The organism is Pseudomonas sp. GW823-FHT06B06, from assembly GCF_058795195.1.
This window is the reverse complement of sequence record NZ_JBXAHO010000022.1, coordinates 86,671-109,940: the sequence shown is the minus strand read 5'-3', so window position 1 is coordinate 109,940 and position 23,270 is coordinate 86,671. Positions and strand designations below refer to the sequence as shown.

Annotated in this window: 17 protein-coding genes; 6 read left to right on the top strand and 11 right to left on the bottom strand. The window is 60.7% G+C overall.

Features of this window, described 5'->3' with window-relative positions; all coding sequences use genetic code 11:
• The first annotated feature begins 116 nt into the window (after window positions 1-116).
• From mfd to AC1Q8Q_RS20260, 3 genes are read left to right on the top strand one after another with little or no spacing between them, the layout of a single operon-like run.
• On the top strand, window positions 117-3,566 hold the full coding sequence (gene mfd / locus AC1Q8Q_RS20270) for a transcription-repair coupling factor (RefSeq protein ID WP_083348552.1): 3,450 nt from the start codon (window positions 117-119) through the stop codon (window positions 3,564-3,566).
• Window positions 3,567-3,576: 10 nt separating this feature from the next.
• Complete coding sequence (locus AC1Q8Q_RS20265; protein ID WP_083348551.1) at window positions 3,577-4,143, top strand: CsiV family protein; 567 nt, start codon at window positions 3,577-3,579, stop codon at window positions 4,141-4,143.
• A gap of 11 nt (window positions 4,144-4,154) precedes the next feature.
• Window positions 4,155-6,848 (top strand): SNF2-related protein, encoded by a 2,694-nt coding sequence (locus tag AC1Q8Q_RS20260; RefSeq protein ID WP_492615443.1) that lies wholly within the window; start codon window positions 4,155-4,157, stop codon window positions 6,846-6,848.
• 110 nt (window positions 6,849-6,958) lie between these two features.
• Here AC1Q8Q_RS20260 and AC1Q8Q_RS20255 read toward each other — a convergent pair whose 3' ends face one another.
• The 3 genes from AC1Q8Q_RS20255 to AC1Q8Q_RS20245 form a co-directional block, all read right to left on the bottom strand.
• A complete protein-coding gene (locus AC1Q8Q_RS20255; protein ID WP_020798499.1) occupies window positions 6,959-7,699 on the bottom strand; it encodes an S-methyl-5'-thioinosine phosphorylase in 741 nt (246 codons plus the stop codon).
• A 12-nt stretch (window positions 7,700-7,711) separates the two neighbouring features.
• A complete protein-coding gene (gene nagZ, locus AC1Q8Q_RS20250) occupies window positions 7,712-8,722 on the bottom strand; it encodes a beta-N-acetylhexosaminidase (protein ID WP_489327882.1) in 1,011 nt (336 codons plus the stop codon).
• Between the two features lie 158 nt (window positions 8,723-8,880).
• Window positions 8,881-9,588: a TetR/AcrR family transcriptional regulator gene (locus tag AC1Q8Q_RS20245; RefSeq protein ID WP_020798502.1), complete on the bottom strand. Its 708-nt coding sequence runs from the start codon at window positions 9,586-9,588 to the stop codon at window positions 8,881-8,883.
• A gap of 229 nt (window positions 9,589-9,817) precedes the next feature.
• Between AC1Q8Q_RS20245 and lexA the strand changes: the two genes are divergently transcribed.
• Both lexA and sulA read left to right on the top strand, forming a co-directional pair.
• Window positions 9,818-10,426 (top strand): transcriptional repressor LexA, encoded by a 609-nt coding sequence (gene lexA, locus AC1Q8Q_RS20240; RefSeq protein WP_008064450.1) that lies wholly within the window; start codon window positions 9,818-9,820, stop codon window positions 10,424-10,426.
• A gap of 10 nt (window positions 10,427-10,436) precedes the next feature.
• Window positions 10,437-10,910, top strand: a complete 474-nt coding sequence (gene sulA, locus AC1Q8Q_RS20235; RefSeq protein ID WP_020798503.1) for an SOS-induced cell division inhibitor SulA — start codon at window positions 10,437-10,439, stop codon at window positions 10,908-10,910.
• 82 nt (window positions 10,911-10,992) lie between these two features.
• Here the strand turns inward: sulA and AC1Q8Q_RS20230 are convergent, their stop codons facing one another.
• The 7 genes from AC1Q8Q_RS20230 to AC1Q8Q_RS20200 form a co-directional block, all read right to left on the bottom strand.
• Window positions 10,993-11,226, bottom strand: a complete 234-nt coding sequence (locus AC1Q8Q_RS20230) for a hypothetical protein (protein WP_008064452.1) — start codon at window positions 11,224-11,226, stop codon at window positions 10,993-10,995.
• Between the two features lie 142 nt (window positions 11,227-11,368).
• Window positions 11,369-11,893, bottom strand: coding sequence for a DUF6586 family protein (locus AC1Q8Q_RS20225; protein ID WP_492615442.1), 525 nt, complete (start codon window positions 11,891-11,893; stop codon window positions 11,369-11,371).
• A gap of 1,195 nt (window positions 11,894-13,088) precedes the next feature.
• Window positions 13,089-15,716, bottom strand: a complete 2,628-nt coding sequence (gene topA, locus AC1Q8Q_RS20220) for a type I DNA topoisomerase (protein ID WP_020800560.1) — start codon at window positions 15,714-15,716, stop codon at window positions 13,089-13,091.
• A gap of 114 nt (window positions 15,717-15,830) precedes the next feature.
• Window positions 15,831-16,067, bottom strand: coding sequence for a DUF1653 domain-containing protein (locus tag AC1Q8Q_RS20215; protein WP_020800559.1), 237 nt, complete (start codon window positions 16,065-16,067; stop codon window positions 15,831-15,833).
• A gap of 98 nt (window positions 16,068-16,165) precedes the next feature.
• Window positions 16,166-17,341, bottom strand: coding sequence for an acetyl-CoA C-acyltransferase FadA (fadA, locus tag AC1Q8Q_RS20210; RefSeq protein ID WP_033045454.1), 1,176 nt, complete (start codon window positions 17,339-17,341; stop codon window positions 16,166-16,168).
• A 32-nt stretch (window positions 17,342-17,373) separates the two neighbouring features.
• On the bottom strand, window positions 17,374-19,521 hold the full coding sequence (fadB, locus tag AC1Q8Q_RS20205; protein WP_033045453.1) for a fatty acid oxidation complex subunit alpha FadB: 2,148 nt from the start codon (window positions 19,519-19,521) through the stop codon (window positions 17,374-17,376).
• A gap of 613 nt (window positions 19,522-20,134) precedes the next feature.
• A complete protein-coding gene (locus AC1Q8Q_RS20200; protein ID WP_492615441.1) occupies window positions 20,135-20,572 on the bottom strand; it encodes a hypothetical protein in 438 nt (145 codons plus the stop codon).
• Between the two features lie 104 nt (window positions 20,573-20,676).
• Here AC1Q8Q_RS20200 and AC1Q8Q_RS20195 point away from each other — a divergent pair, with 104 nt between their 5' ends.
• Window positions 20,677-21,117 carry a universal stress protein gene (locus AC1Q8Q_RS20195; RefSeq protein ID WP_020800555.1) on the top strand — a complete coding sequence of 147 codons (441 nt, stop codon included), beginning with the start codon at window positions 20,677-20,679 and terminating at the stop codon, window positions 21,115-21,117.
• A gap of 216 nt (window positions 21,118-21,333) precedes the next feature.
• On the opposite strand, the gene AC1Q8Q_RS20190 is transcribed toward AC1Q8Q_RS20195, so the two are convergent.
• The gene (locus tag AC1Q8Q_RS20190; protein WP_033039847.1) at window positions 21,334-23,253 is read right to left on the bottom strand and encodes an ATP-binding cassette domain-containing protein; all 1,920 of its coding nucleotides are present in this window, start codon (window positions 23,251-23,253) and stop codon (window positions 21,334-21,336) included.
• Window positions 23,254-23,270 lie beyond the last annotated feature (17 nt).

Here is a 23,270-nt window from a genome sequence, read left to right as displayed (position 1 = left end):
GTCTTTACCACTACATTTTTCCTTACCCGCGTAATAGACACATCTGCGACTGACAGCCGGCACCCGGGACCGCTACAATTACCGACTTTGTCGCAACGCTTGGAGCTCAACCTTCCGTGCCCGTTCTGCGTCTACCGCTTCTCCCTGCCGCGGCAGGTAAACAGCACTGGGGCAACCTGCCCGGTGCCGCCCTGAGCCTGGCCATCGCCGAGGCCGCCAGCGCTGCCAAGCGCTTTACCCTGCTGCTCACAGCCGACAGCCAAAGTGCCGAACGACTGGAACAGGAGCTGGGTTTCTTCGCCCCGGATTTGCCCGTGCTGCATTTCCCCGACTGGGAAACCCTGCCCTACGACCTGTTCTCGCCGCACCAGGACATCATTTCCCAGCGCATTTCGGCGCTTTATCGATTGCCGGAACTGAGTCATGGCGTGCTGGTGGTGCCGATCACCACTGCGCTGCACCGCCTGGCGCCGACCAAATTTTTGCTCGGCAGCAGCCTGGTCCTGGACGTCGGCCAGAAGCTAGACGTCGAGCAAATGCGCACCCGCCTCGAGGCCACAGGCTATCGCTACGTCGATACCGTGTACGAACATGGCGAATTCACCGTGCGCGGCTCCTTGATCGACCTGTTCCCGATGGGCAGCAAGCTGCCTTATCGGATCGACCTGTTCGACGACGAAATCGAAACCCTGCGCACCTTCGACCCGGAAAACCAGCGCTCCATCGACAAGGTCGATTCGGTCAAGCTGCTGCCGGCCAAGGAATTCCCGCTGGAGAAAGAAGCCGTCACCCGCTTCAAGGCACGGTTTCGCGAGCGCTTCGATGTCGACTTCCGGCGCTGCCCGATCTTCCAGGACCTGAACAGCGGGATTACCCCCGCCGGCATCGAGTACTACCTGCCGCTGTTCTTCGAAGAAACCTCGACGCTGTTCGATTACCTGCCTCAGGACACGCAAGTGTTCTCGTTGCCAGGCATCGAGCAGGCCGCGGAAAATTTCTGGAACGACGTGCGCAATCGTTATGAAGAGCGGCGCGTCGATCCTTCGCGTCCTTTATTACCGCCTGCCGAGTTGTTCCTGCCAGTAGAAGACTGCTTCGCCCGCCTGAAAAACTGGCCGCGAGTGGTCGCCAGCCAACAGGATGTGGAGTCCGGCGCTGGCCGCGAGCGCTTCCCCGCGAGGGAATTGCCGAACCTGGCCATCGAAGCCAAGGCCACCCAGCCGCTGGCGGCGCTCTCGGGTTTCCTCGACGAGTTCCCTGGGCGCGTGCTGTTCACTGCCGAATCCGCGGGCCGTCGCGAAGTGCTGCTCGAACTGCTGGAACGCCTGAAGCTGCGACCGAAGACCGTCGACAGCTGGCCGGACTTTGTCGCCAGCAAGGAGCGCCTGGCGATCACCATCGCGCCGCTGGACGAAGGCCTGCTGCTGGATGATCCGGCCCTGGCGCTGGTCGCCGAAAGCCCGTTGTTCGGCCAGCGCGTGATGCAGCGCCGACGCCGTGAGAAGCGCGCCGACGCCAACAACGACGCGGTCATCAAGAACCTCACCGAGCTGCGCGAAGGCGCGCCGGTGGTGCACATCGATCACGGTGTCGGCCGCTACCTGGGGCTGACGATCCTGGAAATCGACAACCAGGCCGCCGAATTCCTCACCCTTGAATACGCGGAAAACGCCAAGCTTTATGTGCCGGTGGCCAACCTGCACCTGATCGCCCGCTACACCGGCAGCGACGACGCCCTCGCCCCATTGCATCGCCTGGGTTCCGAGACCTGGCAAAAAGCCAAGCGCAAGGCCGCCGAACAGGTGCGCGACGTCGCGGCTGAATTGCTCGATATCTACGCACGCCGCGCCGCTCGTGAAGGGTATGCCTTCGCCGACCCGAAAGCCGATTACGCCACCTTCAGCGCCGGCTTCCCGTTCGAAGAAACGCCAGACCAGCAAACCACCATCGAAGCGGTGCGCGAAGACATGCTCGCGCCCAAGCCGATGGATCGCCTGGTGTGTGGCGACGTCGGCTTCGGCAAGACCGAAGTGGCCATGCGCGCAGCGTTCATTGCGGTGCACGGCGGTCGCCAGGTGGCGATCCTGGTACCGACCACCCTGCTCGCCCAGCAGCACTACAACAGCTTCCGCGACCGCTTCGCCGACTGGCCGGTGAGCGTGGAAGTGATGAGCCGCTTCAAGTCGGCTAAAGAGGTGAACGCGGCGATCGCCGACCTGGCCGAAGGCAAGATCGACATTGTCATCGGCACGCACAAGCTGCTGTCCGACGATGTGAAAATCAAAAACCTGGGCCTGGTGATCATCGACGAAGAACACCGCTTCGGTGTCCGCCAGAAAGAACAGCTCAAGGCACTGCGCAGCGAAGTCGACATCCTCACCCTGACCGCCACGCCGATTCCGCGCACGCTGAACATGGCGGTGTCGGGCATGCGTGACCTGTCGATCATTGCCACGCCGCCGGCCCGCCGCCTGTCCGTACGGACTTTCGTCATGGAGCAGAACAAGAGCACGGTCAAGGAAGCCCTGCTCCGCGAGCTGCTGCGCGGCGGCCAGGTGTACTACCTGCACAACGACGTCAAGACCATCGAGAAATGCGCCGCCGACCTCGCCGAACTGGTACCGGAAGCGCGGATCGGCATCGGCCACGGGCAGATGCGCGAGCGCGAACTCGAACAGGTGATGAGCGACTTCTACCACAAGCGCTTCAACGTGCTGATCGCCTCTACCATCATCGAGACCGGCATCGACGTGCCGAGCGCCAACACCATCATCATCGAGCGCGCTGACAAGTTCGGCCTGGCGCAGTTGCACCAGTTGCGCGGCCGGGTCGGTCGCAGTCACCACCAGGCCTACGCCTACCTGCTGACGCCGCCGCGCCAGCAGATCACCGCGGACGCGGAAAAGCGCCTGGAAGCGATCGCCAACACCCAGGACCTCGGCGCGGGCTTTGTGCTCGCCACCAACGACCTGGAAATCCGCGGCGCCGGCGAATTGCTTGGCGACGGCCAGAGCGGGCAGATCCAGGCGGTCGGTTTCACGCTGTACATGGAAATGCTCGAGCGCGCGGTGAAGTCGATCCGCAAGGGCGAACAGCCCAACCTCGATCAACCGCTGGGCGGTGGTCCGGAAGTCAACCTGCGCGTACCGGCGTTGATTCCCGAAGACTATCTGCCGGACGTCCATGCCCGCCTGATTCTCTACAAGCGCATCGCTTCGGCCACCGACGAGGACGGCCTCAAGGACCTGCAGGTCGAGATGATCGACCGTTTCGGCCTGTTGCCCGAGCCGACCAAGAACCTGATGCGCATCACCGCACTGAAATTGCAGGCCGAATTGCTGGGCATCAAGAAAGTCGACGGCGGCCCGCAGGGTGGTCGAATCGAATTCGCGACACAAACCCCGGTCGACCCCCTGACCCTGATCAAGTTGATCCAGAGCCAGCCCAAGCGCTACAAATTCGAAGGCGCGACGATGTTTAAATTCCAGGTCCCGATGGAGCGCCCGGAAGAACGCTTTAATACTGTAGAGGCGCTGTTTGAGCGTCTTATCCCGAAAACTGCTTGAAGGACGCCGCATGCGCCTGTTTCGCTCACTGACCTTGTTGATAACCCTGGTCGCCCCTTCGGTGTTTGCCGATGACCTGTATCAGATTGAAATGATTCTGGTGCGGCAGAATGCCGTGCCGGCGATTATCAGCCGTGCCGCTCCGGAAGACTGGGCCGCAGGCGCGCAAACCGTCAGCCCTGACAGCCTGCGCACGCCGAGCCTCAACAACGAAGTGGAAAAACTCACCGCCAGCAATGAATACAGCGTGCTGCTGCACAAGGCGTGGCAGCAGACGCTCGGCGAGACACCGGTCAAGGTGGCGGTCAGCGACGGCAAGGAACAGTACGGCCAGTACCCGATCGAAGGCACCCTGAACCTGACGCTGGGACGCTTCACCGATGTAGATGCCGATTTCTGGGTCAACCAGTTCAACGAAGACGGCCTGGTCACCGCCAGCGAACGCCTGAAACAGGAAAGCCATACCAAGAACGGCCAGCTCAACTTCCTCGACAACGGCCACCTGGGCCTGCTGATCAAGATCACCTCATTGACGGCGCCCGCTCCCCGGGAAGCCCCTGAAGTCGTCCCGGACTGATCGAGCCCCCCATGTCCGCGACCCTGAGCAAACCCCTGGCACCTTCCTGGGTCAGCCGATTCAAGGAACAGAGCCTGGAGCGCGGTCGCCGGTATGCCCTGGAGAATCGCGTCAGGATCGTCGAAGTCGGCGACGCGACGATCATCGCGGCGTGCGAAGGCTCAGGCGGTAACGTTTACCGTCAGACCATTCGCCTGCGCGAATCGGCCAAAGGCACCTTGCTGATGGTCGATGCCACCTGCTCCTGCCCGGTGCACAGCAACTGCAAACATTGCGCGGCGGTGCTCCTGCAAATCCAGGAAACCCTCGACTACCCCGCCGCCGCCAAAGACGCCGAACTCCTGGAAAAACTCCAGGCGGTGCTGGAAAACCGCAGCCCCAAGGCACCACCGCAAGTGCTGGTGGACAACGTGCAACCGGTACCGCGCCTGTGGCTGGCGAGCATTGAGTTCAGCGCCTTCGAACCGCGCAACGGGCGGATGCAGCGTTACATCCAGCATCGCGCGGCGTTGTCTTTCGGTTACCTGGACGAGTACGTTTCAGGCCAGAAGAATGCCGACATCCTGATTCGCCAGGAGACCCAGACACTGCGGATAAAACGCCACCCGGACGTCGAACAGTCCTACCGGGAGCAGCTGCGAATCCTCGGTTTCAAGATCGCCACCCGGCAAAGCAAGGCCCTGCCGGAAAGCGCTGGCGAACTGTTCGAGATGGTCAACGACAGCGCCTGGCTGACCTTCACCCTCAATGAACTGCCAAAGTTGCGCACCCAGGGTTGGGAGCTGCAGATCAACGAAGACTTCGGCTTCGACCTGACGGCCGTGGACGACTGGTACGCCACGGTCGAACAGGTTCCGGAGCGCGACTGGTTCGACCTGGAGCTGGGGATCATCGTCAATGGCGAGCGGTTGAGCCTGTTGCCGATCCTGTTGAACCTGATGCGTTCCCACACCGAACTGCTCAATCCGGAACGCCTCGCTCGCCGGCGCGACGACGAGCTGATCCTGGTCAACATACCCAGCCGGCCGAACGCCGAGCACGGCCCGCTGCAAGTCGCCCTGCCCTTCGGCCGCCTGAAACCGGTATTGGCGACGCTTGGAGAGTTCTACCTTCAAGAACCTGGCGAAACCACGCTGCGCCTGAGCAAGGCCGACGCCACGCGTCTCAACTCGCTGGAAGACCTGCCACTGCTCTGGGAAGGTGGCGAGCAGATCCGCAGCTTTGCCCAACGCCTGCGCGACATCAAGGACTACACCGCCTCGGCGCCGGACGGCCTGAACGCGACACTGCGCCCCTATCAGCTCGAGGGCCTGAGCTGGATGCAGTCGTTACGCCAACTGGAAGTCGGCGGCATCCTCGCGGACGACATGGGCCTGGGCAAAACCCTGCAGACCCTGGCGCACATCCTCAGCGAGAAAAACGCCGGTCGCCTCGATCGCCCCTGCATGGTGGTGATGCCCACCAGCCTGATTCCCAACTGGCTCGACGAAGCGGCGCACTTCACTCCGCAACTCAAGGTACTGGCACTGTACGGCGCCAGTCGCAAAAAACATTTCGACAACCTCGCCGATTACGACCTGATCCTGACCACCTATGCCTTGCTGCCCAAAGACGTGGAACGCCTGGCGGCGCAGCCCTTGCACGTGCTGGTACTGGACGAAGCGCAATACATCAAGAACCCCAACAGCAAGGCCGCCCAGGCTGCCCGTGAGCTCAATGCCCGCCAGCGCCTGTGCCTGAGCGGCACGCCACTGGAAAACCACCTGGGCGAACTGTGGTCACTGTTTCACTTCCTGCTGCCGGGCTGGCTCGGCGACGTCAAAAGCTTCAACAGTGATTACCGGGTACCCATCGAAAAGCGCGCCAGCGAAGTCAGGCTTCAACACCTCAACAGCCGGATCAAACCCTTCCTGCTGCGTCGCACCAAGGAACAGGTGGCAACCGAGTTGCCGCCGAAAACCGAGATCATCCACTGGGTCGAACTCAACGAAACCCAGCGCGACCTGTACGAAACCATGCGCCTGGCCATGGACAAGAAAGTCCGCGACGAAATCACCCGCAAGGGCGTGGCGCGCAGTCAGATCATCATCCTCGAGGCGCTGCTCAAGCTGCGCCAGGTGTGTTGCGATCTGCGCCTGGTCAATGAAGCCACCCTTCCGGCGCGGGGCAGCACCTCGGGCAAGCTCGACAGCCTGATGGAAATGCTCGAAGAGCTGTTCGAGGAAGGCCGCAAGATTCTATTGTTCTCGCAGTTCACCTCAATGCTGGCATTGATCGAAGAAGAACTGAACAAGCGCGGCGTGCCCTACGCGCTACTGACCGGACAGACCCGCGACCGTCGCACACCGGTGAAGGAATTCCAGAGCGGCAAGCGTCAGATCTTTCTCATCAGCCTGAAGGCCGGTGGTGTTGGCCTGAACCTGACGGAAGCCGATACCGTGATTCATTACGACCCCTGGTGGAACCCGGCAACGGAAAACCAGGCCACCGACCGCGCCTATCGCATCGGCCAGGAAAAGCCGGTGTTCGTCTACAAACTGATCGCCCGCGGCACGGTGGAAGAGAAGATCCAGCACCTGCAGAAGGAAAAATCCGACCTGGCGGCGGGCGTGCTGGATGGGCGGCAGGCCGGGGACTGGAAGTTGCAGAGCGATGACATCGAGGCGCTGTTTGCGCCGTTGCCGGATAAGCTGGAGAAGCGCTGAAAACTGCGGCGCCGGGTAGATTGCTTTCGCGAGCAGGCTCGCTCCCACAGGAATGTCACCGAACCTGTGGGAGCGAGCCTGCTCGCGAAGGGAGCGACTCGGTATATCGGCTAGTCAGCCCGGAGCACCCGCGCCAACGTAGACCTCACCCTGACCATCCCCTCTCCTAACGCTCGCTCGATCTCTGTCATGCTGATCACCGATGCCGACTTGCCCGCTGCCGGATTCACCACCAGCGCCAGGCAGGCGTAATCCAGCTGCAGCTCGCGGGCCAGGGCCGCTTCGGGCATCCCGGTCATGCCAACGATGTCGCAACCATCGCGCTCCAGGCGCAGGATCTCGGCGGCGGTTTCCAGCCGCGGACCCTGCATGCAGGCATAGACGCCCCGATCGCTGAAACCCGCGCCTTCGGCCACCAGCGCTGCAATCAAGCGCTGGCGTAGCGATTCGCTGTAGGGGTAGGTGAAATCGATATGGGTCACCGGCTCCAGGTCATCGGCAAAGTAGCTGTGTTCGCGGCCACTGGTGTAGTCGATCAATTGATGCGGCACGCAGAAATGCCCGGTACCCATCGCCCCGTTGATGCCGCCCACTGCGTTGACTGCCAGGATGGCCTCGGCACCGGCCTGCTTCAGCGCCCAGAGATTGGCGCGATAATTCACCCGGTGCGGCGCAAAACGGTGCGGGTGACCATGACGGGCGAGAAACAGCACTTCGCTGCCGGCATATTCGCCAATCTGCACTTCTGCAGACGGCGCGCCGTAGGGAGTGTCCAGCGCCAATGACTGGCGAATCTGCAGGCCTTCCAGCCGGGTCAGGCCGCTGCCGCCGATAATCGCGTAAACCGTCATGGCGCCCCCTTCTCAATCGATAAGTTGTGCATCCCTGAGCGCACCGACGGCCGCCAACCAGCGCGGGTCCTGGCGGTATTCGGTGCTCGCATGCGCCTGGCCGCGCATCCGTGCAATGCGCGCCGACGGCTTGACCTGCAAACGCTGGGCGGCACTCAAGGCCAGTTCGGCGGCTGCGCGGTCGTTGCACACCAGGCCCATGTCGCAGCCGGCGGTCAACGCCGCTTCGATACGGCTGGCGGCATCGCCCACCACGTGGGCACCGGCCATGGACAGGTCGTCGCTGAAAATTACCCCGTCGAACTGCAGTTCGCCCCGCAGGATGTCCTGCAGCCAGCGCCGCGAGAAGCCCGCCGGCTGGGCATCGACCTGTGGATAAATAACGTGGGCAGGCATGACGGCGGCCAGCTGTTTGCTCAACTTGGCGAAAGGCACCAGGTCATGGGCACGAATCTGCTCGAGGCTGCGCTCGTCATTGGGGATCGCGACGTGGGAATCCGCCTCGGCCCAGCCGTGGCCAGGGAAATGCTTGCCGGTGGCGGCCATGCCCGCGCTGTTCATGCCGCGAATGAAAGCACCGGCCAGCAGCGCAGCACGCTGCGGATCCGCTTCGAACGAACGGGTCCCGACCACGGCGCTGCGCTGGTGATCGAGATCCAGCACCGGGGCGAAGCTCAGGTCCAGGCCAACGGCAAGCACCTCGGTGGCCATGATCCAGCCGCACTGTTCGGCCAGGTATTCGGCGTTCGGGTTGTCGGCAATGGCGCGCATCGCCGGCAGGCGCACGAAGCCCTGGCGCAGGCGCTGGACCCGCCCGCCCTCCTGATCCACCGCCAGCAGGAGGTCGGGACGAATGGCGCGGATCGCCGCGCTCAACTCGCGGACCTGGCGCGGATGTTCGATGTTGCGGGCGAAAATGATCAGGCCGCCCACTTCGGGCTGGCGCAATAATTGGCGATCTTCAGCCGTCAGCCAGGTACCGGCGACGTCCACCATCAACGAGCCTTGCAGGCCAGCAGTCATAACAATTCCTTGATAACGATAAACCCGGCTCGCAACGATACGCCGCCCTGGGCTGCACCCGGGAGGTCGGCGATCATCGGTGGGAACGGGTTCAAAACGAGAGTCGGCATGGGCGGCTAGCTTATCGGATGTCAGCTGCCGCGCCCACCCATGAGCGGCTAAACCTTGGCGGCAACCGGTGTCGATTTGCTACGAGGACGCAGTTGCGCGGTGGCCATGGCCGAGTCGGTGACACCGGATTCGGCACGCATGCCGGCTGCCAGGAACGGCACCATCAGGCGCATGACCTGCTCGATGGAGGTATTGACCCCGAAGTCGGTTTCGGCGATGGCGCGCAAGGCCTTGATACCGGACATACTGAACGCGGCCGCACCCAGCATGAAGTGCACGCGCCAGAACAGTTCGATCGGCGGGATGCGCGGGGCAGCCTCGTTGACCAGCAACATGTAGCGGCGAAACACCTTGCCGTACATATCTTCCAGGTAGCGGCGCAAATGCCCCTGGCTCTGGCTGAAGGCCAGTCCGAGCAATCGCATGAAAATGGACAGGTCGTTGCCGCTGCGTGGCTGCACCACCAGGGCTTGCTCGACGAGGATTTCCAGCAATTCCTCGAGCGAAGGCTTGTTATCTGGCTTGGCCTGGCGCCGCTCCAACTCTTTATCGAGGCTGATGCAGAATGGCCCCAGGAAGCGCGAGAAGACGGCCTGGATCAGCGCCTTCTTGGAACCGAAGTGATAGTTCACCGCCGCCAGGTTCACACCCGCTTTGCTGGTGATCAAACGCAACGAGGTTTCGGCGAAACCTTTTTCCGCGAACAACTGCTCGGCAGCATCGAGAATGCGTTCAACGGTTTCCGACTGGGCCATGGCTACTCCGCCTGACAAACACTTGTTTGAAACATACGTTTCAGCCCGTGCGTTGTCAAGTCTGGCAGTTCGTTTCGGGAATGGTCGGTCATGCATTTAACCACACAACCGCAAAGCTTCCATCAGCCGGTTGAGCGACCGTCTGGCGGCGCACAAAAAAAGGGGCATTGCCAAGACCGTTCCACTGTATATAATCCCAGTCACTGTATAAAAAGACAGAGCGATCAATATGCTAAAGCTGACGCCACGCCAAGCCGAGATTCTGGCCTTTATCAAACGCTGCCTGGAAGACAACGGCTACCCGCCGACCCGCGCGGAAATCGCTCAGGAACTGGGTTTCAAATCGCCTAACGCGGCAGAAGAACACCTCAAGGCGCTGGCCCGCAAGGGCGCGATCGAGATGACTCCGGGAGCTTCGCGCGGTATTCGCATTCCCGGTTTCGAGGCCAAGGCCGACGACTCCAGCCTGCCAATCATTGGCCGCGTCGCGGCTGGCGCGCCGATCCTCGCCCAGCAACACGTTGAAGAGTCCTGCAACATCAACCCTGCGTTCTTCCACCCACGCGCCGATTACCTGCTGCGCGTGCACGGCATGAGCATGAAGGATGTGGGTATCTTCGACGGCGACCTGCTGGCCGTCCACACCACCCGCGAAGCCCGCAACGGCCAGATCGTGGTTGCGCGAATCGGCGACGAAGTCACCGTCAAGCGCTTCAAGCGCGACGGTAGCAAAGTCTGGTTGCTGGCTGAAAACCCCGAGTTTGCCCCTATCGAAGTGAACCTGAAAGATCAGGAACTGGTGATCGAAGGCTTGAGCGTCGGCGTCATTCGCCGCTAAAGGAGGCTTTATGCAGTTCCCCTACACATCACAGCAAGCACAACTGCCGCTTCAGTTCGAGGCATTCATGGCACAGCCAATGGCGCCAATCCTGAAGGAAGTGGAGTCGCCCTGGAGCGCCGAACCCGAAGTGTTCAGTGAACTGTCTTTGCGTGGTGCAGCCGGGAACTGCCTGAACCTTCTGGCGCCAATCCTGCGCGAGCTCAGCCAGGACCAGGATGCTCGCTGGCTGACCCTGATCGCCCCGCCTGCCAGCCTGACCCAGGCCTGGCTGAGGGATGCCGGACTCAATCGCGAACGCATCCTGCTGCTACAACCCCGTGGCGCCCAAAGCGCCCAGCAACTGACTTGCGAAGCCCTTCGCCTTGGTCGCAGCCACACAGTGGTCAGCTGGCTCAACCCGTTGAGCAAAATCTCACGGCAACAACTGATCAGCGCCGCCCGGACCGGGGACGCTCAAAGCCTGAATATTCGACTGGGTTAACGGCACACCCTGAACGCGAGGGGCTTCTGCAAGGATAGAGAAGCCTATTGAAGGCAGTGCCGGAAAAACCGACAGGCGGAGATCAATGAAGGACCCGCGGCCCCTCTTCCTTCTCGAATTCACCTTCAACCATACGTCCCGCCATCTGCACACCGACGCTCAACATCGCCTTGGCGACTTCCACGTGCTGGCCTTGCAGGAACGCCTTGGCATCCTCGGAGAAATCCAAAGTAACCAGAGAACCCTCGTCCTCTGCCCTGCGCAGTTCGATTCGGCCGTCTGGTAACTCGACAATTTCTAGAAAGGACGTTGGCATAAAGGTCTGTTCTCCACGGAAGGCGAGCATTATATAGGCATCAGCCAAGCTTCGCTCGGGATCTTGACCAGATACCCTTGCAAAAATGACTCGGCAGCCGAGCAAACAATCCCAAGGGTCGCCTGCTGCGCTGTTTAGTTGATCAGCACTCGTTCAAGCCTTCGCGAAAACGGATGGCCAGGCTTTTCAGGTTTTGCCGCCAGTTCTCCAGCTCCTCGCGACCCAGCTCCTGGGGTGCCTCTTCTTCATCGAGATTTACCGCCACGATCAACGGCTGCGTCACATCACCTTTAGGCTTGCGCGGCGCTCGAGGCGGCTGGAACAACGCAGCATGGGCAGCCAGCAACTTGGCCAGCCAGGTTTCAGGGTTGTTGGCCAGCTCGACCATCTCGGCCATTTCCGGAATGGCGATACTTTCCAGCACTTCGCGGGTCAGCAACGATTCGGCCCGGGAAGCATTAGCCTGGGGCAAACGATAGAAACCGGCGATTTCGTGACACAAGCCCAACAAGGCTCCGTAGAGATGAAACAACGCCGATTCTCGCTCCGCCTGGATCAGCGCCAAGGCATTCATCGCCCGCCCCTGTTCGGCCTTGGCGAGCGCTTCCAGCGACAGGCCGGCGAAATAAATCTTCTGGTTGGTACGGGTATAGAGTTCGTGGGCCATGACGGCAGCCTCCACAACGAAATAATTGCTTCACGCAGGTCAGACAGTGTCGTGGATCAACTCCTTCTCCCGCAAGCATTGTCTGATCCCGAATGACACTCCCACTCAATAAATTGCCACCATCCTTGTGAATGAAACCGCTCCTTGCAGAAAAAGTGCACCACTCCCGATCAGGGCGGCCGACCCCGCGTCAAAGCTTGTGGGAAATGGTTGTCTGAGTACATATCCATTCCTGCGGTAACGGCCACCTAGGGTTTCGCTCTTACAGCGACTCACTTTTTCAAACACCGGAGTGCCGGCCCAGCAAAAAGTAAGCAAAAGGCTTTACCCCACCACTTGGTGCCTCGCTAGGGCTCGGCATGCCCTCTCTCCGGCTTTGCTCCGTGGGTCGCCGCGATGGGCCATCCATGGCCCAGCGCGGCTAAACCGGCGTCCTGCCGGTTTAGCCACTGCGCAATGCCTGCGTTCGGCCATGGTGGTTAACGGGGCACCCAGATCAAAAACAAAAGCGAGGCGGCCTTAAAGCCGACCTGACTTTTACGGCTGCACCTAATTCCTTGTGGGAGCCAGCCTGCTGGCGATGGAGGTCAACGATAACGCGCCCTGTCTGGATGAACGCATTGCCTGGTAGTCCATCGCCAGCAGGCTGGCTCCCACAATGGGATCGCGGACAGCCCTGCAATCAGGTCGGCTTTAAGGCCGCCTCGCTTTCGCGGTTGATCTTGATCTGGCTTTTGATTTTCTTGCCCCATCGAGAGGCCGAGTGGAGGTTCTGGGCAGTGGGTAAACCGGCATGGATGCCGGTTTAGCCGCGTTGGGCCAAGGATGGCCCATCGCGGCGGGCCCACGGAGCAGGACCGGAGCGAGGGCATGCCGAGCCTTAGCGAGGGGCCGAACGCCAGGGGCAAGAGCCCTTGGTTACTTGGGGCTCTTCCAAGTGACTCGCTGTAAGAGCGAAACCATAAGTGGCCGTTACCGCAGGAATGGATATGTACGCGTCAACAAACAATAGATCGTCTGTCAGGACGCCTTCGCCGGCAAGCCGGGCTCCTACAGTAAATCGGGTATGTCCGCGAGGGATTGGTCGGCTGGCGGGCCGCCTTCGCCGGCAACCCGAAACTCCGCAGACAACGGGCACAAAAAAGCCGCATGAAAACCCGAAGGTTCTCATGCGGCTTTTTCGGTTTGGCGACTTTTACGCCTTCGCAGCCGGCCGCTTGTCCTCGACCTTCCACTTGCCACCGTCGTAGAACGCCTTCCAGCCAGTCGGCTTACCGTCGACTTCGGACTGTACGTATTGCTCCTTGGTCTTGCGGCTGTAACGGATCACGGCAGGCAGGCCATCCGGATCTTTCTTTGGCGCTTCGCACAGGAAGTGGTACTTCGGATCGATCTCATCCTTGTGCGGCACGATCTCGAGCACCAGCGGTGCGCGGGTCTCGCGGTTTTTCGGGAACTGGCTGGCGGCCAGGAACAGGCCCGACGCACCGTCGCGCAGGATGTAGGTGTCGTTAACCTTTTCGCATTTCAGCTCAGGCATTTTCACCGGATCCATCTTCGGCGGCGCCGCATCACCACTTTTCAGCAGTTTACGGGTGTTCTTGCAGGTCGGGTTGGTGCAACCGAAGAACTTGCCGAAACGGCCGGTCTTGAGCTGCATCTCGCTGCCGCACTTGTCGCATTCCAGGCTCGGACCTTCATAGCCCTTGATGCGATAGGTGCCCTCTTCGATTTCATAACCATCGCAATCCGGGTTGTTACCGCAGATGTGCAACTTGCGCTTCTCGTCCAGCAGGTAGGCATCCATTGCCGTGCTGCAGATCGGGCAGCGGTGCTTGCCACGCAGCACCAGCGATTCCGATTCACCTTCGTCGTCCGCGGCGATTTCATCGCCCGGCACCAGGTTGACGGTCGCCTTGCAGCGTTCTTTCGGTGGCAGGCTGTAGCCCGAGCAACCGAGGAACACGCCGGTCGACGCGGTACGAATCTGCATCGGACGCCCGCAAGTGGTGCACGGAATATCCGTCATCACTGGCTGGTTGGCGCGCATGCCACCGTCCGGACTCTCGGCTACCTCGAGTTTCTTCTTGAAGTCGCCGTAGAACTCATCGAGCACGTTTTTCCAGTCGCGTTCGCCCTGGGCCACGTCGTCGAGGTGCTCTTCCATGCCGGCGGTGAAGCCGTAGTCCATCAGGTTGGAGAAGCTTTCGGCCAGGCGCTCGGTGACGATGTCGCCCATCTTTTCCGAATAGAAGCGACGGTTGTGCAGCGCCACGTAGCCGCGGTCCTGGATGGTCGAAATGATCGCCGCGTAAGTCGAAGGACGACCGATGCCGCGTTTTTCCATTTCCTTGACCAGGCTGGCTTCCGAGTAACGCGCCGGTGGCTTGGTGAAGTGCTGGGTCGGATCAAGCTTGATCAGCTTCATCGCGTCGCCCTGGGCCATGTCCGGCAGCACGTCGTCGTCGCCCGGCTTGGCGATTTGCGGCATGACGCGGGTGTAGCCGTCGAACTTGAGGATACGGCCCTTGGCACGCAGCTCGAAGTCGCCGGCACCGACGGTGACCGTGGTCGACAGGTATTGCGCCGGCAGCATCTGGCAGGCGAGGAACTGGCGCCAGATCAGCTCGTAGAGGCGCTCTGCATCACGCTCCATGCCCGACAGCTTGCTTGGCTCAGTGTTGGCGTCAGACGGACGAATCGCTTCGTGAGCCTCTTGTGCGCCTTCCTTGCTGCTGTAGACGTTCGGGTTTTCCGGCAGGTACTTCTTGCCGAACTCGCTTTCAATATAAGTACGCGCCATCGCCACGGCATCGGCCGAGAGATTGGTGGAGTCAGTACGCATGTAGGTGATGTAGCCGGCTTCGTACAGACGCTGGGCCATCATCATGGTTTTCTTCACGCCAAAGCCCAGGCGGTTGCTCGCAGCCTGCTGCAAGGTGGACGTGATGAACGGGGCCGACGGCTTGCTGCTGGTCGGCTTGTCTTCGCGCTTGACGATGCTGTAGCTGGAAGACTTGAGCTTCTCCAGCGCCGCCATGGCCTGGGCTTCGTTGAGCGGCTTGAAGGCTTCGCCCTTCTCCCGAGCCACGTCGAAACGCACGGTCGCGCCCTTGGCGGTGCCGAGGTCGGCGTGGACTTCCCAGTACTCTTCCGGGATGAACGCGCGGATTTCACGCTCGCGCTCCACCACCAGCTTCACGGCAACCGACTGCACACGACCGGCGGACAGGCCACGGGCGATCTTGGCCCACAACAGCGGCGACACCATGTAACCCACCACGCGGTCGAGGAAACGACGCGCCTGCTGGGCGTTGACCCGATCGATGTCCAGCTCGCCTGGCTGGGAGAAGGCTTCCTGGATCGCCTTCTTGGTGATTTCGTTGAACACCACGCGCTTGTAGCGGCTGTCGTCACCACCAATGGCTTCGCGCAGGTGCCAGGCAATGGCTTCCCCCTCACGATCCAAGTCGGTTGCGAGATAGATGGTGTCAGCATCCTTGGCGAGCCGGCGCAGCTCTTCGATGACCTTTTCCTTGCCCGGAAGGATCTCGTACTTGGCTTTCCAGCCGTGATCGGGATCGACACCCATGCGCGCGACCAGCTGCTTGCGCGCCTTTTCCTTCGGCGACAAGGCCGGCGCTTCGCCCGCGGCAGCCTTGCCGCGCTTGGCGGCTGGCTCTTTGCTGGCGCTAGCCGAACCGCTGGTGGGCAGGTCTCGGATATGGCCGATACTCGACTTCACCACGTATTCGTTGCCCAAATACTTGTTGATGGTCTTGGCCTTAGCCGGGGATTCCACAATGACCAGCGATTTGCCCATGGATCAGAAAATTCCTGAATTCTAGAAGTGAAAGGCGGTTGGCGCCTGACGCGGCACCGCTATATATAGTGGCTACAAGGTGAGGTCAAGCGCAGGGTTTTGCGCGCACTCAGCTTATGGCTTGTTAAAAAGGCTTGGCTCGGCTTGCACCAAAGCAAAGCGCGGCACCTGTTCGCCGTCAACCTCGACCGACTCCAGGAACATGCTCAAGGGGCGTACCCAAAAGCCGTAATCGCCATACAGGGCTTGGTAGAAGACCACTTCTTCCTCGGTTTCCGAATGCCGCGCGACACTGAACACACGGTACTGCGGACCTTTGTAATGTTGGTAGAGCCCAGGTTGTATCGGCATGCTTCGGCCCTCACTCAAATCAGCTTTAAATAAAAAATAAAAAAATCCGCAAAAACAAAAACCGGGGCACTTGGCCCCGGCTTCCGTCAACGCAACGCTTAAACGCGTTCGAAGACGGTGGAGATGCCTTGGCCGAGACCAATGCACATGGTGGCTACCCCAAGGTTGCCGCCATTCTGCTTCATCACGTTCAGCAAAGTGCCGGAAATCCGCGCACCGGAGCAACCGAACGGGTGACCCAGGGCGATCGCGCCGCCGTGCAGGTTAACCTTCTCGTTCATCTTGTCGAGCACTTTCAGATCTTTCAACACTGGCAAGGCCTGTGCGGCGAAAGCTTCGTTGAGCTCGAAGTAGTCGATGTCGGAGATACTCAGACCCGCACGCTTCAATGCTTTGTGCGTGGCCGGTACTGGACCATAGCCCATGATCGCCGGGTCCACACCTGCCACTGCCATCGAGCGGATTACCGCCAGAGGCTGGATGCCCAGGTCCTGCGCACGCTGCGCCGACATCACGATCATGCACGAGGCACCGTCGGTGATCTGCGACGAAGTACCAGCGGTCACGGTGCCACCCTTTGGATTGAAAGCAGGCTTGAGAGCCGCCAGGCTTTCCAGGGTAGTTTCCGGACGAATGGTTTCGTCGTAGTCGAAGGTTTTCAGGAAACCGTTCTCGTCGTAGCCCTGCATCGGGATGATTTCGTCCTTGAACTTGCCTTCCACGGTCGCCTTGTGGGCGAGTTGGTGGGAGCGCAAGCCAAAAGCGTCCTGCTGTTCGCGAGTGATGCCGTGCATCTTGCCCAGCATTTCCGCGGTCAGGCCCATCATGCCCGAAGCTTTTGCCGCGTACAGCGACATGTGCGGGTTCGGATCGACACCGTGCATCATGCTCACGTGACCCATATGCTCGACGCCGCCAACCACGAAAACGTCACCGTTGCCGGTCATGATCGCTTGCGCAGCCGTGTGCAGGGCACTCATCGACGAGCCACACAGGCGGCTGACGGTCTGGCCGGCCGAGGTGTGCGGGATCTGGGTCATCAGCGACGCCATGCGCGCGATGTTCCAGCCCTGCTCCAGGGTCTGGTTCACACAGCCCCAGATCACGTCTTCGACTTCAGCAGGGTCGACCTTGACGTTGCGTTCCAGCAGCTTGCTGATCAGGTGCGCCGACATGTCTTCGGCACGGGTGTTGCGGTGCATGCCGCCCTTGGAGCGGCCCATCGGAGTACGACCGAAGTCGACAATCACGACGTCTCTTGGATTCAAGCTCATAAAATTTCACTCTCGCTCAAAAGTTGGGACGCTTAACCGAAGAACCGCTGGCCGGTCTTGGCCATTTCACGCAGTTTTGCGGTCGGGTGGTACAGCGCGCCCAAATCAGCGTACTGGTCAGCCAGGGCAACGAACTCTGCCACACCGATCGAATCGATGTAGCGCAGCGCACCGCCACGGAATGGAGGGAAACCGATACCGTAGACCAGGCCCATGTCGGCTTCGGCGGCGGTTTCGACAATGCCGTCTTCCAGGCAACGCACGGTTTCCAGGCACAGTGGGATCATCATCCAGTTGATGATGTCTTCATCGGTGACTTCGCGCTGTTCAAAGACGATTGGCTTGAGCACTTCCAGAACCGACGGGTCGGCAACTTTCTTTTGCTTGCCCTTCTTGTCGGTCTCGTAGGCGTAGAAGCCCTTGCCGTTCTTCTGGCCCAGGCGCTTGGCTTCGTAGAGCACGTCCACGGCCGAGCGAGTGTCGTCCTTCATGCGGTCCGGGAAGCCCTCAGCCATCACGTCGCGACCGTGGTGGCCGGTGTCGATGCCGACCACGTCCATCAGGTACGCCGGGCCCATCGGCCAGCCGAACTTTTCCATGACCTTGTCGATACGGACGAAGTCCACACCGGCGCTGACCAGCTTGGCGAAACCGCCGAAGTAAGGGAACAGCACGCGATTGACCAAAAAGCCCGGGCAATCGTTGACCACGATCGGGTTCTTGCCCATTTTCTTGGCGTAGGCAACGGTAGTGGCCACTGCCAGCTCGCTGGACTTCTCACCACGGATCACTTCCACCAGCGGCATCATGTGCACCGGGTTGAAGAAGTGCATGCCGACAAAGTTTTCCGGACGCTTGAGGGCCTTGGCCAGCAAGGTGATGGAAATGGTCGAGGTGTTGGACGCGAGGATGGTGTCCTCCTTGACCTTGTCTTCGACTTCGGCCAGTACGGCTTGCTTGACCTTCGGGTTCTCGACGACGGCTTCAACCACCAGGTCCACGTGACCGAAATCACCGTAGGACAGGGTCGGACGAATGCCGTTGAGCACTTCAGCCATTTTCGCGGCGGTCATGCGGCCCTTGTCAACGCGGCCAACCAGCAGTTTGGCGGCTTCGGCCAGCCCCTGCTCGATACCGTGCTCGTTGATGTCCTTCATCAGGATCGGCGTGCCTTTGGACGCCGACTGATAGGCGATACCGCCACCCATGATGCCGGCGCCCAATACGGCAGCCTGCTTCACGTCCTTGGCGATTTCGTCGTAGGCCTTGGCTTTTTTCTTCAGCTCCTGATCGTTCAGGAACAGGCCGATCAGGCTCTGTGCAGCGGCGGTCTTGGCCAGCTTGACGAAACCGGCGGCTTCGATTTCCAGGGCCTTGTCACGACCGAAGTTCGCGGCTTTCTGGATGGTCTTGATCGCTTCGACCGGGGCCGGGTAGTTCGGGCCCGCTTGACCGGCCACGAAACCCTTGGCGGTTTCGAACGCCATCATTTGTTCGATTGCGTTCAGCTTGAGCTTTTCAAGCTTCGGCTGGCGCTTGGCCTTGTAGTCGAACTCGCCGGAAATGGCGCGCTTGATCATTTCCAGCGCAGCTTCCTGGAGCTTTTCAGGGGCAACCACGGCATCGACGGCACCGACTTTCAGCGCGTCTTCAGGACGGTTTTCCTTGCCGGCGGCGATCCACTCGATGGCGTTATCGGTACCGATCAGGCGCGGCAGGCGCACGGTACCGCCGAAGCCCGGGTAGATGCCCAGCTTGACTTCCGGCAGGCCGATCTTGGCCTTGGTCGACATGACGCGAAAGTCCGCTGCCAGGCACATTTCCAGACCACCGCCCAACGCGATGCCATTGATCGCGGCGACAGTCGGGACGTTGAGGTCTTCGAAATCGCTGAAAATCTTGTTGGCTTCGAGGTTGCCAGCCACAAGCTCTGCATCCGGCAGCTTGAAGTTGTCGACGAATTCGGTGATGTCGGCGCCGACGATGAACACGTCCTTGCCACTGCTGACGATCACACCCTTGATCGAAGCATCTGCCTTGATGGCGTCCACGGCCTGACGCAGTTCGTTCAGGGTTAGACGGTTGAACTTGTTGACGGACTCACCCTTGAGGTCGAACTTCAGTTCGACGATGCCACTTTCAAGAGCCTTAACCGTGATGGCTTTACCTTCGTAAATCATCAACTGATCTCCACGATATGGAAGCTGAACAGTACACGCCGGACGCAGGCGGATGGCTGGCAGGGACGTCACTCGTCGATGCTACGCCTATCCACCCGGCACACCCGCCAACGCGATAGTCGGGATTCTGTAGGAGCTGTTTGTCGTACAAACGCTCATTTCATACGCCCGTTTGATTTGGGTACGCCACCTTCACGGAAATTCCGACAATTGTCAATCGCCCAAAGTGTGGGTTGAGAGGCGACTTGGCGGTCATTTCTGTAGGACGAAGGCCTGCAACACGAGGTTGCATGAGCAATCATTCATAGAATCAATCTTTAGAAAATTCGCCCTAATTCACTGCAGCCTTTGTTTAACAAGCTACGCTGGCGAAACCTGGGGAAAAAACTGAACGCTTTTGGCGAATGCCCAGCGTAAGATCAGCCCAAACCGAATTACCGGCCTGCCTGGCCAACCCGCCCGATGACGTTGTCGGGCTTTTTATTGCCTGCAAAAACCCACGCGCGCCCTTGTAGGAGCTGCCGCAGGCTGCGATCTTTTGATCTTGCTTTTAAAAAATCGAAAGATCGCAGCCTGCGGCAGCTCCTACAGGGGATGGGGGTGTCTGCGGGGTTTAGGCCAGCGCCTTGAGGGTAGCATCGATATTTTGCAAAACGGCCGCCTCACCCTTCTCACCCCAATACAACGTGATCATCTGCTTGTCAGCCTCGACCTTGTAGACGTTGTCTGGCAATTTTTCGAAATGATTTAGCAGTGCCCGATCCACGCAGGGTTCCTGCCATTGGTTGACCCACAAACCCGGTGATTTTTGCCAGTAACTCCAGCACGCCGGCTGATTGCCCCGCCGTGGTCGGTGGTACTGCGCACAAGGGTTTGGCGGTTCCTGGGCGAGCCAGTGCGGCCATTCCTGAGGCGCCAGCTGCATGGCCAGGCCAATGCGTCGCGCCTCCATGCGCAGGGCCATGCGACCACTCTGATGGCGCGAGGGTCGCAGCCATGCCAAGGGGCTCAACACCACCAGCAGGATTGACACCACTATCCAGACCGTCATATCTGTACTCCCGATTCTTGATGAGCGCATTGAGTCACTTTGGAAACACTGCGTTTGAAACCAGCCATACTTACCAATATTGCAACCCTCAGGAGGAGCACCTCATGCCCTACAACCACATTCTGGTCGCTGTAGACCTGACCGAAGAGTGCGACCCTGTCATCCACCGTGCTCGCGAGCTGGCGGTGAGCAACGGGGCGAAATTGTCCCTGGTGCATATCGTCGAGCCCATGGCCATGGCCTTTGGTGGCGATGTGCCAATGGACCTGTCACAACTGCAACAACAGCAGTTCGACCAGGCCAAGGAGCGCCTCGATCGCCTGATCGTGAAATACCCTGAGCTCTCCAGGGAATACAGCCACCTGACCTACGGCCAGCCACGCCAGGAAATCCACCACCTGGCCAAGGAGCAAGGGTGCGACATGATCGTGGTCGGCAGTCACGGCCGCCATGGCCTGGCACTGCTGCTGGGCTCCACGGCCAACGACGTGCTGCACGGCGCGCCTTGCGATGTGCTTGCAGTGCGCCTGCAAAGCAAGAGCTGACAACACCGCCCCCTGTAGGAGCGAGCATGCTCCGGGCGGCGTTCCGACGATGGTCGTCAACGATGACGCGGGGAGCCTGACACCCCGTGGCGCTCTCAGGATCATCGTCGGAACGCCGCCCGGAGCATGCTCGCTCCTACAGGGGAGGATATGCGTTGCATATGAAAAGCCCGGCGTTCACGTGTGTGAAGCCGGGCTTTTTTATTGCCGGATCAATCAGGCATCCAGCTCGGCCCAGCGCTCGACCATGATGTCGAGTTCAGCCTGCAACTGCGCAAGCTGAGCAATCACCGCGGCGGTTTCCGCAGCCGGACGCAGGTAGAAGCCCGCATCGGCCATCTGCCCCTCAACCGCGACGATCTGCTGTTCCATGGCTTCGATCTGCCCAGGCAACGCTTCCAGCTCTCGCTGCACCTTGTAGCTGAGCTTCTTCTTCGCCACTGGCGCCTCGACGGCGGCTGCAACAGGCGCGGGCTCGGCCTTGACCACGGCGGAGTTGAGGTCGGCCTTGCCGGACTTGCTCTCGGTCACGCCCAGCAGGCGCGGCGAACCGCCCTGGCGCAGCCAGTCCTGATAACCGCCAACATACTCGCGAACCTTGCCTTCACCTTCGAAGACCAGGGTGCTGGTAACCACGTTGTCGAGGAATGCCCGGTCGTGGCTGACCATCAACACGGTGCCGTTGAAGGTCAGCAACACTTCTTCGAGCAGTTCGAGGGTTTCAACGTCGAGGTCGTTGGTCGGTTCGTCGAGCACCAGCAGGTTCGCCGGCTTGCTGAACAGCTTGGCCAGCAACAGGCGGGCACGCTCGCCACCGGACAGCGCCTTGACCGGCGTGCGGGCACGCTGTGGGCTGAACAGGAAGTCGCCGAGGTAGCTCAGCACGTGGCGGCTCTGGCCGTCGATATCGATGAAGTCGCGACCTTCGGCGACGTTATCGATCACGGTCTTTTCCAGGTCCAACTGATGGCGCAACTGGTCGAAGTAGGCGACGTCGATCTTGGTGCCTTCTTCCACCTTGCCACTGGTCGGCTGCAGGCCACTGAGCATCAATTTCAGCAGCGTGGTCTTGCCGGTGCCGTTGGCGCCGAGCAGGCCGATACGGTCGCCGCGCTGCAGCACCATGGAGAAGTCCTTGATCAGGAACGGACCACCCGGGTGAGCGAAGCTCACGTTCTCGAGCACCATCACCTGCTTGCCGGACTTGTCGGCCGTTTCCAGCTGGATGTTGGCCTTGCCGGTGCGCTCACGACGCTCGCTGCGCTCGACGCGCAGGGCTTTCAGCGCGCGTACGCGGCCTTCGTTACGGGTACGACGGGCCTTGATGCCCTGGCGAATCCACACTTCTTCCTGGGCCAGGCGCTTGTCGAACAGCGCGTTGGCGGTGGCTTCGGCGGCCAGCTCGGCTTCCTTGTGCACCAGGAAACTGGCGTAGTCGCCGTTCCAGTCGATCAGGCCACCGCGATCCAGTTCCAGGATGCGGGTCGCCAGGTTCTGCAGGAAGGAACGGTCGTGCGTGATGAACAGCACGGCGCCCTGGAAATCCTTCAGCGCCTCTTCCAGCCAGGCGATTGCACCGATGTCCAGGTGGTTGGTCGGCTCGTCGAGCAACAGCAGGTCTGGCTCGGACACCAGGGCCTGGGCCAGCAGCACGCGACGACGCCAGCCACCGGACAATTCGGCGAGGGTCTTGTCCGCCGGCAACTGCAGGCGACTCAGGGTGCTGTCGACCAGGGTCTGCAATCGCCAGCCGTCGCGGGCCTCGAGGTCGTGCTGGACGTGCATCAGCTTGTCCAGGTCGGCATCGGTGACGATGTTCTGGCTCAGGTGGTGATATTCGGCGAGCAACGCGCCGACACCGTCCAGGCCTTCGGCAACCACGTCGAACACTGTCCGCTCGTCGGCTACCGGCAATTCTTGCGGCAATTCGCCAATCTTGAGGCCGGGTGCGCGCCAAACCGAGCCGTCATCGGGCTTCTGGTCGCCCTTGACGAGCTTCATCATGCTGGACTTGCCAGTGCCGTTGCGGCCGATGATGCACACCCGCTCTCCACGGGCGATCTGCCAGGACACCTTGTCCAACAACGGCATAGCGCCGAAAGCAAGGGACACATCGCTGAATTTGAGCAGGGTCATGAGCTTCTCCAAAAACC

What these genes read in the sequence shown, in the direction of transcription:
- AC1Q8Q_RS20265 (WP_083348551.1), top strand. Translation starts at nt 3,577, where the DNA reads ATGCGCCTGTTTCGCTCACTGACCTTGTTGATAACCCTGGTCGCCCCT.
- AC1Q8Q_RS20260 (WP_492615443.1), top strand. Translation starts at nt 4,155, where the DNA reads ATGTCCGCGACCCTGAGCAAACCCCTGGCACCTTCCTGGGTCAGCCGA.
- AC1Q8Q_RS20255 (WP_020798499.1), bottom strand. Translation starts at nt 7,699, where the DNA reads ATGACGGTTTACGCGATTATCGGCGGCAGCGGCCTGACCCGGCTGGAA.
- nagZ (WP_489327882.1), bottom strand. Translation starts at nt 8,722, where the DNA reads ATGACTGCTGGCCTGCAAGGCTCGTTGATGGTGGACGTCGCCGGTACC.
- AC1Q8Q_RS20245 (WP_020798502.1), bottom strand. Translation starts at nt 9,588, where the DNA reads ATGGCCCAGTCGGAAACCGTTGAACGCATTCTCGATGCTGCCGAGCAG.
- lexA (WP_008064450.1), top strand. Translation starts at nt 9,818, where the DNA reads ATGCTAAAGCTGACGCCACGCCAAGCCGAGATTCTGGCCTTTATCAAA.
- sulA (WP_020798503.1), top strand. Translation starts at nt 10,437, where the DNA reads ATGCAGTTCCCCTACACATCACAGCAAGCACAACTGCCGCTTCAGTTC.
- AC1Q8Q_RS20230 (WP_008064452.1), bottom strand. Translation starts at nt 11,226, where the DNA reads ATGCCAACGTCCTTTCTAGAAATTGTCGAGTTACCAGACGGCCGAATC.
- AC1Q8Q_RS20225 (WP_492615442.1), bottom strand. Translation starts at nt 11,893, where the DNA reads ATGGCCCACGAACTCTATACCCGTACCAACCAGAAGATTTATTTCGCC.
- topA (WP_020800560.1), bottom strand. Translation starts at nt 15,716, where the DNA reads ATGGGCAAATCGCTGGTCATTGTGGAATCCCCGGCTAAGGCCAAGACC.
- AC1Q8Q_RS20215 (WP_020800559.1), bottom strand. Translation starts at nt 16,067, where the DNA reads ATGCCGATACAACCTGGGCTCTACCAACATTACAAAGGTCCGCAGTAC.
- fadA (WP_033045454.1), bottom strand. Translation starts at nt 17,341, where the DNA reads ATGAGCTTGAATCCAAGAGACGTCGTGATTGTCGACTTCGGTCGTACT.
- fadB (WP_033045453.1), bottom strand. Translation starts at nt 19,521, where the DNA reads ATGATTTACGAAGGTAAAGCCATCACGGTTAAGGCTCTTGAAAGTGGC.
- AC1Q8Q_RS20200 (WP_492615441.1), bottom strand. Translation starts at nt 20,572, where the DNA reads ATGACGGTCTGGATAGTGGTGTCAATCCTGCTGGTGGTGTTGAGCCCC.
- AC1Q8Q_RS20195 (WP_020800555.1), top strand. Translation starts at nt 20,677, where the DNA reads ATGCCCTACAACCACATTCTGGTCGCTGTAGACCTGACCGAAGAGTGC.
- AC1Q8Q_RS20190 (WP_033039847.1), bottom strand. Translation starts at nt 23,253, where the DNA reads ATGACCCTGCTCAAATTCAGCGATGTGTCCCTTGCTTTCGGCGCTATG.